The 13315-nt window shown below is 62.3% G+C and carries 10 protein-coding genes; all 10 read left to right on the top strand.

Features of this window, described 5'->3' with window-relative positions; all coding sequences use genetic code 11:
- Positions 1 to 331 precede the first annotated feature (331 nt).
- Positions 332 to 2020, top strand: coding sequence for a urocanate hydratase (gene hutU / locus M1D99_RS28065; protein WP_434572928.1), 1689 nt, complete (start codon positions 332 to 334; stop codon positions 2018 to 2020).
- A gap of 145 nt (positions 2021 to 2165) precedes the next feature.
- Positions 2166 to 3632 (top strand): purine-cytosine permease family protein, encoded by a 1467-nt coding sequence (locus tag M1D99_RS28060; protein ID WP_434572926.1) that lies wholly within the window; start codon positions 2166 to 2168, stop codon positions 3630 to 3632.
- Positions 3633 to 3702: 70 nt separating this feature from the next.
- Positions 3703 to 4671 (top strand): ABC transporter substrate-binding protein, encoded by a 969-nt coding sequence (locus M1D99_RS28055; protein WP_458131122.1) that lies wholly within the window; start codon positions 3703 to 3705, stop codon positions 4669 to 4671.
- 71 nt (positions 4672 to 4742) lie between these two features.
- Positions 4743 to 5594: an ABC transporter permease gene (locus M1D99_RS28050; RefSeq protein WP_181290757.1), complete on the top strand. Its 852-nt coding sequence runs from the start codon at positions 4743 to 4745 to the stop codon at positions 5592 to 5594.
- Entirely contained in the window at positions 5591 to 6421 is an 831-nt protein-coding gene (locus M1D99_RS28045; protein WP_050586211.1) for a quaternary amine ABC transporter ATP-binding protein, read from the top strand. The genes M1D99_RS28050 and M1D99_RS28045 overlap by 4 nt, the downstream gene beginning before the upstream one ends.
- Positions 6422 to 6593: 172 nt before the next feature.
- Entirely contained in the window at positions 6594 to 8117 is a 1524-nt protein-coding gene (hutH, locus tag M1D99_RS28040) for a histidine ammonia-lyase (protein WP_458132171.1), read from the top strand.
- Between the two features lie 131 nt (positions 8118 to 8248).
- Positions 8249 to 9781, top strand: a complete 1533-nt coding sequence (hutH, locus tag M1D99_RS28035) for a histidine ammonia-lyase (protein ID WP_434572923.1) — start codon at positions 8249 to 8251, stop codon at positions 9779 to 9781.
- A gap of 205 nt (positions 9782 to 9986) precedes the next feature.
- Entirely contained in the window at positions 9987 to 11189 is a 1203-nt protein-coding gene (gene hutI / locus M1D99_RS28030) for an imidazolonepropionase (protein ID WP_458131121.1), read from the top strand.
- 11 nt (positions 11190 to 11200) lie between these two features.
- A complete protein-coding gene (hutG, locus tag M1D99_RS28025) occupies positions 11201 to 12004 on the top strand; it encodes an N-formylglutamate deformylase (protein ID WP_458131120.1) in 804 nt (267 codons plus the stop codon).
- Between the two features lie 294 nt (positions 12005 to 12298).
- On the top strand, positions 12299 to 13246 hold the full coding sequence (locus M1D99_RS28020; protein ID WP_458131119.1) for a choline ABC transporter substrate-binding protein: 948 nt from the start codon (positions 12299 to 12301) through the stop codon (positions 13244 to 13246).
- The last annotated feature ends 69 nt before the right edge of the window (positions 13247 to 13315 follow it).

Raw genomic sequence — 13315 nt, 5'->3', positions numbered from 1 at the left:
GCGTGTTTATTGTTCCTTCCGCACGCACCAACTTGTTACTGAATGCCCCAGCGTGGCGCAATATCACGCTTTTGTGTCCCCCCGATTCCTCCCTTTGAAACCCCCCGTCAAAAATTTCATGCCGCTCAGCAGCCCTTGAATCACAAGGCTTTCAGCAATTCCCCAACCGTTTCTGAACACTACCTCTAACAAGTTGGCCGCTTGATTGCATATGCTTGTACATACAAGTAAAGACGTATGCGTATGAGTCGCCGATATTCAACGCAATGTTCATAGAAATCGCTGCCCACTGCCCGGGCTGGTCTGGATTGATCGCTGAGGAGTTTTTGCTGTGACCGACGCTACCCGCAAACCCGAAAAATACCGTGACGTTGAAATTCGCGCCCCTCGCGGTAACACGCTGACCGCCAAGAGCTGGCTGACCGAAGCGCCGCTGCGCATGCTGATGAACAACCTCGACCCGGAAGTGGCCGAGAACCCCAAGGAGTTGGTGGTCTACGGTGGCATCGGCCGCGCGGCGCGCAACTGGGAGTGCTACGACAAGATCGTCGAAAGCCTCACCCACCTGAACGACGACGAAACCCTGCTGGTGCAATCCGGCAAGCCGGTGGGTGTGTTCAAGACCCACAGCAACGCGCCTCGCGTCCTGATTGCCAACTCCAACCTGGTGCCGCACTGGGCCAGTTGGGAGCACTTCAACGAACTCGACGCCAAGGGCCTGGCCATGTACGGCCAGATGACCGCCGGCAGCTGGATCTACATCGGCAGCCAGGGCATCGTCCAAGGCACGTATGAAACCTTCGTCGAGGCTGGTCGCCAGCACTACGATTCCAACCTCAAGGGCCGTTGGGTCCTGACCGCCGGCCTGGGCGGCATGGGCGGCGCACAACCGCTGGCCGCGACCTTGGCCGGTGCATGCTCGCTGAACATCGAGTGCCAGCAGGTGAGCATCGATTTCCGCCTGAAAACCCGCTACGTCGACGAGCAAGCCACCGACCTCGACGATGCCCTGGCGCGCATCGAGAAATACACCGCCGAAGGCAAGGCGATTTCCATTGCGCTGTGTGGGAACGCGGCTGAAATCCTGCCGGAAATGGTCCGTCGGGGTGTGCGCCCGGACATGGTCACCGACCAGACCAGCGCCCACGACCCCCTCAACGGCTACCTGCCGGCCGGCTGGACCTGGGACGAATACCGTGCCCGCGCCAAGACCGAGCCCGCCGCCGTGGTGAAGGCCGCCAAGCAATCGATGGCCGTCCACGTCAAAGCCATGTTGGCCTTCCAGAAAATGGGTGTGCCGACTTTCGACTACGGCAACAACATCCGCCAGATGGCCCAGGAAGAAGGCGTCGAAAATGCCTTCGACTTCCCCGGCTTCGTCCCGGCGTACATCCGTCCGCTGTTCTGCCGTGGCATCGGCCCGTTCCGCTGGGCGGCGCTGTCGGGTGACCCGCAGGACATCTACAAGACCGACGCCAAGGTCAAGGAACTGATCCCCGACGACGCCCACCTGCATAACTGGTTGGACATGGCTCGCGAGCGCATCAGCTTCCAGGGCTTGCCGGCACGTATCTGCTGGGTTGGCCTGGGCCAGCGCGCCAAGTTGGGCCTGGCGTTCAACGAGATGGTGCGCAGCGGTGAGTTGTCGGCGCCGATCGTCATCGGCCGCGACCACCTCGACTCTGGCTCCGTGGCCAGCCCGAACCGTGAAACCGAATCCATGCAGGACGGCTCCGACGCCGTTTCCGACTGGCCGCTGCTCAATGCCTTGCTCAACACCGCCAGCGGCGCGACGTGGGTATCGCTGCACCACGGTGGCGGCGTCGGCATGGGCTTCTCCCAGCATTCGGGCATGGTGATCGTCTGCGACGGCACCGACGAAGCGGCCGAGCGGATTGCTCGCGTACTGCACAACGACCCGGGTACCGGGGTGATGCGCCATGCCGATGCCGGTTACCAGATCGCCATTGATTGCGCGAAGGAGCAGGGGCTGAACCTGCCGATGATTACTGGCAAATAACGCAACACTCCATGTGGGAGCGGGCTTGCTCGCGAAGGCGGTTTTACATCCGAGGCAGGTGTTGAATGACACACCGCTTTCGCGAGCAAGCCCGCTCCCACAAAAAAATATCGCCCGAACCCGAACAATCCACAGAGGTTGAACCATGGCTGTCACCAGCACACGCGCAAGCAGCAAGCCGTTGATCGAGAAACGTTCGATCGACTACATCCCGGAAGCGGAGCGACACGGTCGGCTGTTGAGCCAGTTCACCCTCTGGATGGGGGCCAACCTGCAAATCACTGCAATCGTCACCGGTGCATTGGCGGTGGTGCTGGGCGGTGATGTGTTCTGGTCGTTGATCGGTTTGCTGATAGGCCAAGTGCTCGGCGGTGGCGTCATGGCGTTGCATGCCGCCCAGGGGCCAAAGCTGGGCCTGCCGCAGATGATCTCCAGCCGGGTGCAGTTTGGTGTGTATGGCGCGGCCATCCCGATCGTGCTGGTGTGCCTGATGTACCTGGGTTTCACCGCAACGGGCACGGTGCTTTCCGGCCAGGCACTGGGCCAGTTGTTCGGCGTCAGCGACAGTGTCGGCATCCTCATTTTCGCCAGTGTCATCGTGTTGGTCACGGTGCTCGGGTATCGGGTGATTCACTTCATTGGCCGTGTCGCCAGCGTGATTGGTGTGATTGCCTTTGTTTACCTGTTTGCTCGCCTGATCAGCCAGACCGACGTGGGCGCACTCCTGCAAATCCGCCATTTCAGCTGGAGCAGTTTCCTGCTGGCGGTGTCGCTCGCGGCCTCCTGGCAGATCGCCTTCGGCCCCTACGTGGCGGACTATTCGCGTTACCTGCCGAGCAAGACCTCTTCGGTGAAAACTTTTTTTGCCGCAGGTGCCGGTTCAGTCATCGGCGCACAAGTGGCGATGATCCTCGGCGTGTTTGCCGCCGCCTCGGCCAACGGGCAGTTCGCCGGTCACGAAGTGGCCTACATCGTTGGCCTGGGCGGTACCGGTGCCACGGCTGCGTTGCTGTACTTCAGCATCGCGTTCGGCAAGGTCACCATCTCCACGCTGAACTCCTACGGCAGCTTCATGTGCATTGCGACCATCATCAGCGGGTTCCGGGGGCACCTGAACGTAACGCGTGTGCAGCGTCTGGTGTTCGTGCTGTTCATTGTCGGCGCGGCGACCTTGATCGCGCTGCTCGGCCAGCACTCGTTCCTCGGTGCGTTCAAGTCTTTCATCTTGTTCTTGCTGGCGTTCTTCACGCCGTGGAGCGCAATCAACCTGGTGGACTACTACTGCATCACGCGCGAGCGCTATGACGTGCCGGCATTGAACGATCCGAAGGGTCGCTACGGTCGCTGGAATGCCCTCGGCATCAGCGTCTACGTCTTTGGTGTATTGGTTCAGTTGCCGTTCATTGCCACCAAGTTCTATACCGGTCCGTTGGTGAAAGCCATGGGCGGTGTGGACATCTCCTGGATCATCGGCCTGGTGGTCCCGGCGGCGCTGTATTACGTCCTCGCCAGGAAGTGGCACAGCGCAGTACCCGATCAATTGATCCTGCCGGTCGAGCAGGACGCGGTTGACGCACAACCGAGCAGGGCGGGCCGCATCCAAGCGGTCTGATGGGACGTTGACAGGGCTGGATGCCTCTTGACTGCCGTAAGCCAATCCAACTGATTAGGAGCGTCACATAATGAAGTCGAACAAGACCCTGCTGACCACATTGCTTTCCATGGGCCTGCTGGCCAGCGCCGGCGCCACGCAAGCGGCCGGTTGGTGCGAGTCGGGTAAACCGGTGAAATTCGCCGGCCTGAACTGGGAAAGCGGCATGCTGCTGACCGACGTCCTGCAAGTGGTGCTGGAAAAAGGCTACGACTGCAAGACCGACAGCCTGCCCGGCAACTCCATCACCATGGAAAACGCCCTGAGCAGCAACGACATCCAGGTATTTGCCGAAGAGTGGGTCGGCCGCAGTGAGGTCTGGAACAAGGCCGAGAAGGCCGGCAAGGTGGTCGGCGTCGGAGCCCCGGTGGTGGGCGCCATCGAAGGCTGGTACGTGCCGCGCTACGTGATCGAAGGCGATGCCAAGCGCAAGCTCGAAGCCAAGGCCCCGGGCCTGAAGAGCATCGCCGACCTGGGCCAGTACGCCGCCGTGTTCAAGGACCAGGAAGAGCCGTCCAAGGGCCGCTTCTACAACTGCCCGGCCGGCTGGACCTGCGAGCTGGACAACAGCGAAATGCTGAAGAGCTACGGCCTGGAAAAAACCTACACCAACTTCCGTCCAGGCACCGGCCCGGCCCTGGATGCGGCGGTGCTGTCGAGCTACAAGCGTGGCGAGCCGATCCTGTTCTACTACTGGTCGCCAACGCCGCTGATGGGCCAGGTGGACTTGGTCAAACTCGAAGAAAAACCCGGCGTGGATAAAAGCGTGAGCATCAAGGTCGGCCTGTCCAAGACCTTCCACGACGAAGCCCCGGAGCTGGTGGCGGTGCTGGAAAAGGTCAACCTGCCGATCGATATCCTGAACCAGAACCTCGGGCGCATGGCCAAAGAGCGGATCGAGTCGCCGAAACTGGCGAAGATCTTCCTGAAGGAACATCCTGAAGTCTGGCACGCCTGGGTCAGTGAAGACGCTGCCAAGAAAATCGACGCGGCTCTGTAGGTCGAATCTTTCCCGGCCAACCGTGGGGCTGGCCGGGACATTCACCGCATCCACCTGATCGAGAGTCTCTTATGTTTCCCGAAAGCTTTACCTTCTCCATCGCCGACTGGGTCAACGGTTGGGTCGATTCCCTGGTGACCAATTATGGCGATGTGTTCCGGCACATCTCCGACACCCTGCTGTGGGCCATCGTCAACCTCGAAGGCCTGCTGCGCATGGCGCCGTGGTGGTTGATGCTGGCCATCGTCGGCGGCGTTGCCTGGCACGCCACCCGCAAGGTCGTCGCTACGGCGGTGATCGTCGGCCTGTTGTTCCTGGTGGGTGCGGTGGGCCTGTGGGACAAATTGATGCAGACCCTCGCCCTGATGCTGGTGGCGACGCTGATCTCGGTGATGATCGGCATTCCCCTGGGCATTCTCTCGGCGCGCAGCAATCGCCTGCGTTCGGTGCTGATGCCGTTGCTGGACATCATGCAGACCATGCCGAGCTTCGTGTACCTGATTCCGGTATTGATGCTGTTCGGCCTGGGCAAGGTCCCGGCGATCTTCGCCACGGTGATCTACGCCGCGCCACCGTTGATTCGCCTGACCGACCTGGGTATCCGCCAGGTGGACGGCGAAGTGATGGAGGCGATCAACGCCTTCGGCGCCAACCGCTGGCAGCAGCTGTTCGGCGTGCAACTGCCCCTGGCCCTGCCGAGCATCATGGCCGGGATCAACCAGACCACCATGATGGCCCTGTCGATGGTCGTCATCGCCTCGATGATCGGTGCCCGTGGCTTGGGTGAAGACGTGTTGGTGGGCATCCAGACCCTCAACGTCGGGCGTGGCCTGGAAGCGGGCCTGGCCATTGTGATTCTCGCCGTGGTCATCGACCGCATTACCCAGGCCTATGGTCGTCCTCGGCATGAGGTGAGCAAATGAGCAACGCAGCCATCAGCAAGATAGAAGTCAAAAACGTCTTCAAGATTTTCGGCAACCGCTCCAAGGAAGCCCTGGAGCTGATCCGCCAGAACAAGACCAAGGACCAGGTGCTGGCCGAAACCGGCTGCGTGGTCGGCGTGAACGACCTGTCGCTGAGCATCGGCACCGGTGAGATCTTCGTGATCATGGGCCTGTCCGGCTCCGGCAAATCCACGTTGGTGCGCCATTTCAACCGGCTGATCGATCCCACTAGCGGCGCGATCCTGGTGGACGGCGAAGACATCCTGCAACTGGACATGGACGCCTTGCGCGAGTTTCGCCGGCACAAGATCAGCATGGTGTTCCAGAGCTTCGGCCTGCTGCCCCACAAGAGTGTGCTGGACAACGTCGCCTATGGCTTGAAAGTGCGCGGCGAGAGCAAGCAGGTGTGCGCCGAGCGAGCGCTGCACTGGATCAACACCGTGGGCCTGAAAGGCTACGAGAACAAATACCCGCACCAGCTCTCCGGCGGCATGCGCCAGCGCGTCGGTTTGGCCCGGGCCTTGGCGGCGGACACGGACATCATCCTGATGGACGAAGCGTTCAGTGCCCTCGACCCGCTGATCCGCGCGGAAATGCAGGACCAGTTGCTGGAACTGCAAAAGACCCTGCACAAGACCATCGTCTTCATCACCCACGACCTCGACGAGGCCGTGCGCATCGGCAATCGCATTGCGATTCTCAAGGACGGCAAGCTGATCCAGGTCGGCACGCCGCGGGAGATCCTGCACTCGCCGGCGGATGAGTATGTCGATCGGTTCGTGCAGCGCAGGGCTGCGGTGGTTTGAGGTTGTGGTGGCTGGCGCGCTTTTGTGGCGAGGGAGCTTGCTCCCGCTCGGGCGCGTAGCGGCCGCTTCTTTTGGGCCTGCTGCGCAGTCCAGCGGGAGCAAGCTCCCTCGCCACAGAGGCTGTGCCTTTAGCCAGATGTGCTGCTGAAAAGAATTTTCCATGAGGTTTGAGATGTCCCAGGCTGAAAAAATCATCATCACCGGCGCCCCGTTGCGCTGGCAGGACGTGGTCGCCGTCGCCCGCTTCGGCGCTGTGCTCGAGCTGTCGACCCAGACCTGGGCACGGATCGACAATGCCCAGGCCATCGTCCAGCGCATCGTCGCCAGCGGCGAGCGTGCCTATGGCGTCAACACCGGCCTGGGCGCCTTGTGCAATGTCTCGCTCAAGGACGAACAACTCAGCCAACTGTCGCGCAATACCCTGCTCAGCCATGCCTGTGGCGTCGGCCCGGTGCTCTGCGACGAGCAGACCCGGGCGATTCTCTGCGCGGCCATCCACAACTACAGCCAAGGCAAGTCCGGCATCCACCGCCGCGTGGTCGAGGCGCTGCTGGCCCTGCTCAATCGCGGCATCACCCCGCAAGTGCCGTCCCAGGGTTCGGTGGGTTACCTGACCCACATGGCCCACATCGGCATTGCGTTGCTGGGCGTTGGCCAGGTCAGCTATCGCGGACAAATCGTCCCGGCGCAACAGGCCCTGGCCGCCGAGAATTTGCAACCGGTGCAACTGGGGGCCAAGGACGGTTTGTGCCTGGTCAACGGCACGCCATGCATGACCGGTCTCAGTTGCCTGGCCTTGGCCGATGCCACGCGGCTGGTGCAATGGGCCGACGTGATCGGCGCCATGAGTTTCGAGGCCCAGCGCGGCCAGATCGCCGCGTTCGACGCCGACGTCATGGCGCTGAAGCCGCATCCGGGCATGCAGCAGGTCGGCGTCAATCTGCGGGCATTGCTCGACGGCAGCGAAGTCATCGCCGCGAGCCTGGGCATTCGCACCCAGGACGCCTTGAGTATCCGTTCGATTCCCCAGGTACACGGCGCTGCTCGCGACCAATTGGCCCATGCCCGGCAACAGATCGAAACCGAGCTCAACTCGGTGACCGATAACCCGCTGCTGCTGGGGACACCGGAGAACTTCCGGGTCATGTCCCAGGCCAATCCCCACGGCCAATCGGTGGCGTTGGCGGCAGACCTGCTGGCGATTGCCATGGCAGAGATCGGCTCTATCGCCGAGCGCCGCCTCGACCGGCTGATCAACCCGCACGTCAGCGGCCTGCCAGCCTTCCTGGTGGCCAACCCCGGCGTGAACTCGGGAATGATGATCGTGCAATACGTCGCCGCATCGCTGTGCGCGGAAAACAAGCAATTGGCGCAACCGGCGGTGCTGGACAATTTCGTCACCTCCGGGTTGCAGGAAGACCATTTGAGCATGGGCACCAACGCCGCCCTGAAGCTGCACCGGGCGTTGGAAAACTGCACGCAGATCCTCGCCATCGAATACTTGCTGGCGGCCCAGGCCTTTGAATTTCTCAAGACGCAGCGCTTCGGCGCCGGGACGGACATCGCCTGGAAGTTGCTGCGCGAGCGTGTTCCGGCCTACGACCAGGATCGCTGGCTGGCGCCGGACATCGCCAGCGCCGCCGGGCTGCTAAAGGATCCGAACGTGCTGCACAACGTACTACCCCATTTGAACTGATCAAAAATAGCGCCAGCGTGCCAAGGCACCTATAGCCCACAAGGCATCGCCCAAAAAGCGAAGGTGACGGATAACGGAACATTCCGGAGCGACTGGCGGGTGAAAAACAAAACTCTCAAAAGGAGCAATACATGACTGCCTTAAACCTGATTCCCGGCCAATTGAGCCTGGCTCAATTGCGTGACATCTATCAGCACCCGGTCACCCTGAGCCTGGACGCCAGCGCGTCGGCGCAGATCGAAGCCAGTGTTGCGTGCGTGGAACAGATCCTCGCCGAGAACCGTACCGCCTACGGCATCAACACCGGTTTCGGCCTGTTGGCCTCGACCCGCATCGCCAGCGAAGACCTGGAGAACCTGCAGCGCTCCCTGGTGCTGTCCCATGCCGCTGGCGTGGGCGAGCCGATCAGCGATGCGCTGGTGCGCTTGGTCATGGTGCTCAAGGTCAACAGCCTGAGCCGGGGTTTTTCCGGCATCCGCCGGCAGGTGATCGATGCGCTGATTGCGCTGATCAATGCCGAGGTCTACCCGCACATCCCGCTCAAGGGTTCGGTCGGTGCGTCCGGTGACCTGGCGCCGCTGGCCCATATGTCCCTGGTGCTGCTGGGCGAAGGCAAGGCCCGCTACAAGGGCGAATGGCTGCCGGCCGTCGACGCCCTGAAAGTGGCGGGCCTCGCGCCGCTGACCCTGGCCGCCAAGGAAGGCCTGGCGCTGCTCAACGGCACCCAGGTCTCCACCGCGTTTGCCCTGCGTGGCCTGTTCGAAGGCGAAGACCTGTTCGCCGGTGCCCTGGCCTTGGGCAGCCTCACGGTGGAAGCGGTGCTCGGTTCGCGTTCGCCATTCGATGCACGCATCCATGCCGCCCGCGGCCAGAAAGGCCAGATCGATGCCGCCGCGGCCTACCGCGACCTGCTGGGCGAGCGCAGCGAAGTCTCCGATTCGCACCAGAACTGCGACAAGGTCCAGGACCCGTACTCCCTGCGCTGCCAGCCGCAAGTGATGGGCGCCTGCCTGACCCAGTTCCGCCAGGCTGCCGAAGTGCTGGTGATCGAGGCCAACGCGGTGTCGGACAACCCGCTGGTGTTCGCCGCCGAGGGTGACGTGATTTCCGGTGGCAACTTCCACGCCGAACCGGTGGCGATGGCCGCCGACAACATGGCCCTGGCGATTGCCGAAATCGGCTCCCTGAGCGAGCGGCGCATTTCGCTGATGATGGACAAGCACATGTCGCAACTGCCGCCGTTCCTCGTCGCCAATGGTGGGGTGAACTCCGGCTTCATGATCGCCCAGGTCACCGCTGCCGCCCTGGCCAGTGAAAACAAGGCGTTGTCCCATCCCCATTCGGTGGACAGCCTGCCGACCTCGGCCAACCAGGAAGACCACGTCTCCATGGCCCCGGCCGCTGGCAAGCGTCTGTGGGAAATGGCCGAGAACACCCGTGGGATTTTGGCGGTGGAATGGCTCGCGGCGTGCCAGGGCCTGGACCTGCGCGATGGTTTGAAGACCTCCGCCAAGCTGGAACAGGCCAGGGCATTGCTGCGTGCAGAAGTGCCGTTCTATGAGAAGGACCGGTTCTTTGCGCCGGACATCAATGCAGCCAGCGAGCTGTTGGCGAGTCGGTGCCTGAACGAATTGGTTACGGCGCAGTTGTTGCCGAGCCTGTAAGGGCCTCATCGCGAGCAGGCACACATGATGTTGATCCGACTCGACACCTGTGGGAGCGGGCTTGCTCGCGAAAGCGCAGGGTCAGCTTGCATCAATGTCGAATGTACCGCCGTCTTCGTGAGCAAGCCCGCTCCCACAGGTTCTGTGCAGTCCTTGTGGGAGCGAGCCTGCTCGCGATTGATTTTGATAATTCGAGGAAACCGGGATGAAAACCCTCTGGCAAAACTGCCACGCCGCCACCATGGCCCAGGGCGTCTACTCGATCATCGAAGACGCCGCCATCGTCACCCAGGGCGAGCACATTCAATGGATCGGCCCGCGCGCCGAGTTGCCAGCAGGCGACTATCCGGCGGTCTACGACCTCAAGGGCGCCTGGGTCACGCCGGGGCTGATCGACTGCCACACCCACACGGTGTTTGGCGGCAACCGCAGCGGTGAGTTCGAACAGCGCCTGCAAGGTGTCAGCTACGCCGAAATCGCCGCAGCCGGCGGTGGCATCGCCAGCACCGTGCGCGCCACCCGCGCCGCCAGTGAAGACGAGCTGTTCGCCAGCGCGGCCAAACGCCTGAAAAGCTTGATGCATGACGGCGTGACCACGGTGGAAATCAAGTCCGGCTATGGCTTGGACCTGGCCAGCGAACGCAAGATCTTGCGGGTCATTCGCCGTCTCGCTGCCGAACTTCCGGTCAGCGTACGCAGCACCTGCCTGGCGGCCCACGCCTTGCCGCCGGAATACAAGGACCGCGCCGATGATTACATCGAGCACATCTGCACCGAGATGCTGCCGGCCCTGGCGGCAGAGGGGCTGGTGGATGCGGTGGACGCCTTTTGCGAATACCTGGCCTTTTCCCCGGCGCAGGTCGAGCGGGTGTTCAACACTGCACAGCAATTGGGCCTGCCGGTGAAGCTGCACGCCGAACAGTTGTCATCGCTGCATGGCTCCAGCCTTGCGGCACGCTACCAGGCGCTGTCGGCCGATCATTTGGAGTTCATGACCGAAGACGATGCCATGGCCATGGCCGCGTCCGGCACCGTGGCGGTGTTGCTGCCGGGGGCGTTTTATTTCCTGCGCGAAACCCAGCTGCCGCCCATGGATGCCCTGCGCAAGCACGGCGTGAAAATCGCCGTGGCCAGCGACCTCAACCCCGGCACTTCGCCGGCGTTGTCGTTGCGCTTGATGTTGAACATGGCCTGCACCTGTTTCCGCATGACCCCGGAAGAAGCCTTGGCGGGGGCGACGATTCATGCGGCCCAGGCCTTGGGCATGGAGCAGACCCACGGTTCGCTGGAAGCCGGCAAGGTCGCGGATTTTGTCGCCTGGCACATCGACCGCCCAGCCGACCTGGCGTACTGGCTCGGTGGCGATCTGGAAAAACGCGTCGTGCGTCACGGCGTGGAAATCGATTGAGGAGAACGGTTGTGGAGAAGGTCCTGAATTTCAAGCAAGGGCGCGTGCCGCTGTTGATCAGCATGCCCCACGCCGGCCTGCGCCTGACCCCGGCGGTACAGGCCGGGTTGATCCCCAAGGCCCAGAGCCTGCCGGACACTGACTGGCACATTCCCAAGCTCTATGAGTTCGCCAATGAGTTGGGCGCCAGCACCCTGGCTGCGGAATACTCGCGGTTCGTCGTCGACCTGAATCGTCCCGCCGATGACAAACCGATGTACGTCGGCGCCACCACCGGTCTGTACCCGGCGACGCTGTTCGATGGCGTGCCGTTGTTTCGCGAAGGACTGGAACCGTCGGCCGAGGAGCGGGCGACGTATCTGCAACAAGTCTGGATGCCGTACCACCAGGCGCTGGCGCAGGAGCTGGCGCGGCTCAAGGCTGAGTTCGGCTATGCCTTGCTGTTCGATGCCCACTCGATCCGCTCGGTGATCCCGCACCTGTTCGACGGCAAGCTGCCGGACTTCAACCTGGGCACGTTCAACGGCGCCAGCTGCGACCCGACCCTGGCCAGCCAGCTCGAAGCCATCTGCGCTCGCCATGGCCAGTTCACCCATGTGCTCAACGGGCGTTTCAAGGGCGGACACATCACCCGGCATTACGGCAACCCGGCCCAGGACATCCACGCGGTGCAATTGGAACTGTGCCAGAGTACCTACATGGAAGAGTTCGAACCGTTCAATTACCGCGCGGATCTGGCGGCGCCGACCCAGGTGGTGCTCAGGGAATTGTTGGAAGGCTTCCTGGCGTGGGGGCAAAAGGCCTACAAACATTAACCTGTGACCAAGCAGTCTTTGTGAAGGACTTCTTGTGAACAGGGGCTTCTGTGGCGAGGGAGCTTGCTCCCGCTTGAGTGCGTAGCGCTCAGAAGATTCTAGGGGCGGCTTCGCCACCCAGCGGGAGCAAGCTCCCTCGCCACAAAAGCATTTCAAGCCGCTCTCCCTGTCGCCACCGTGCAAAACCAAGTCGCCACAGTTCACCTTTACCTCCTCGACGCTGCGTAATGTTCCAGGCACGGTGCACCTAGACACCGACCTACAACAATCCACTGCCGCACGAGACCCCTCGCGATGAAAAGACTGTCCAAGCGCTGTCTGTCGTTCCTCTGCGGTACCTTTCTACTAAGCTCCGGCGCGATGGCCGCCGAGCCTGCATCCTGCCAGACCGTACGCATGGGCGTGGTCAACTGGACCGACGTGATTGCCACCAGCGGCATGGCCGACGTGTTGCTCTCCGGGCTGGGCTACGAAAGCAAGCAGACCAGCGCCGTGCAGCAGATCATCTTCGCCGGCATCCGCGACAAGCGGCTCGACATCTTCCTTGGCTATTGGAAACCGGCGATGGACAAGAACATCGCCCCGTTCCTGGCGGCCAACCAGGTGAAGGTCCTGGATAAACCCAGCCTGGCCGATGCCCAGGCCACCTTGGCCGTCCCGGACTACGTGGCCGCGGCGGGGCTCAAGACCTTTGCCGACATCGCCCGGTTCAAGGATCAGCTCGGAGGCAAGATCTATGGCATCGAGCCGGGCAGTGGCGCCAACACCACCATCAAGACCATGATCGAAACCAATCACTTCGGCCTCAAGGATTTCAAGCTGATCGAATCCGGTGAGGCCGGGATGCTGGCAGCGGTGCAGCGGGCCGTGAATCGCAAGGAGTTCGTGGTGTTCGTTGGCTGGACCCCGCACCCGATGAACATCAACATGAACATCGCTTACCTGACGGGCAGCGAAGACGTCTATGGTCCGAACGAAGGCGCCGCGACCGTGTCCACGGTGACCGCGCCGGACTACGCCCAGCGTTGCCCCAACGTTCAGCGGCTGCTGGAAAATCTCACGTTCACCGCCGCCCAGGAAAGCCAGCTGATGGTGCCGATCATGGAACGCAAGACACCCCAGGACGTCGCTCGGCAATGGCTGCGCGAGCATCCCGAGGATTTGCAGCGCTGGCTCGTTGGGGTGAGCAGCTTCGATGGCAAGGATGGAATTGCGGCGGTGCAGGCCAGTCTCAAAAACTGACACAACCTTATGGACACTGATACCCCTGTGGCGAGGGAGCTTGCTCCCGCTGGGTTGCGAAGCAGCCCT

The organism is Pseudomonas sp. R3-41 (genome assembly GCF_054161485.1).
The sequence above is the reverse complement of the archived record's forward strand: the minus strand, read 5'-3'. Positions and strand labels throughout refer to the sequence as shown.

Bases quoted from the DNA above. Each gene is read 5' to 3' on its own strand.
- M1D99_RS28060 (WP_434572926.1), top strand. From the start codon at position 2,166: ATGGCTGTCACCAGCACACGCGCAAGCAGCAAGCCGTTGATCGAGAAA.
- M1D99_RS28055 (WP_458131122.1), top strand. From the start codon at position 3,703: ATGAAGTCGAACAAGACCCTGCTGACCACATTGCTTTCCATGGGCCTG.
- M1D99_RS28050 (WP_181290757.1), top strand. From the start codon at position 4,743: ATGTTTCCCGAAAGCTTTACCTTCTCCATCGCCGACTGGGTCAACGGT.
- M1D99_RS28045 (WP_050586211.1), top strand. From the start codon at position 5,591: ATGAGCAACGCAGCCATCAGCAAGATAGAAGTCAAAAACGTCTTCAAG.
- hutH (WP_458132171.1), top strand. From the start codon at position 6,594: ATGTCCCAGGCTGAAAAAATCATCATCACCGGCGCCCCGTTGCGCTGG.
- hutH (WP_434572923.1), top strand. From the start codon at position 8,249: ATGACTGCCTTAAACCTGATTCCCGGCCAATTGAGCCTGGCTCAATTG.
- hutI (WP_458131121.1), top strand. From the start codon at position 9,987: ATGAAAACCCTCTGGCAAAACTGCCACGCCGCCACCATGGCCCAGGGC.
- M1D99_RS28020 (WP_458131119.1), top strand. From the start codon at position 12,299: ATGAAAAGACTGTCCAAGCGCTGTCTGTCGTTCCTCTGCGGTACCTTT.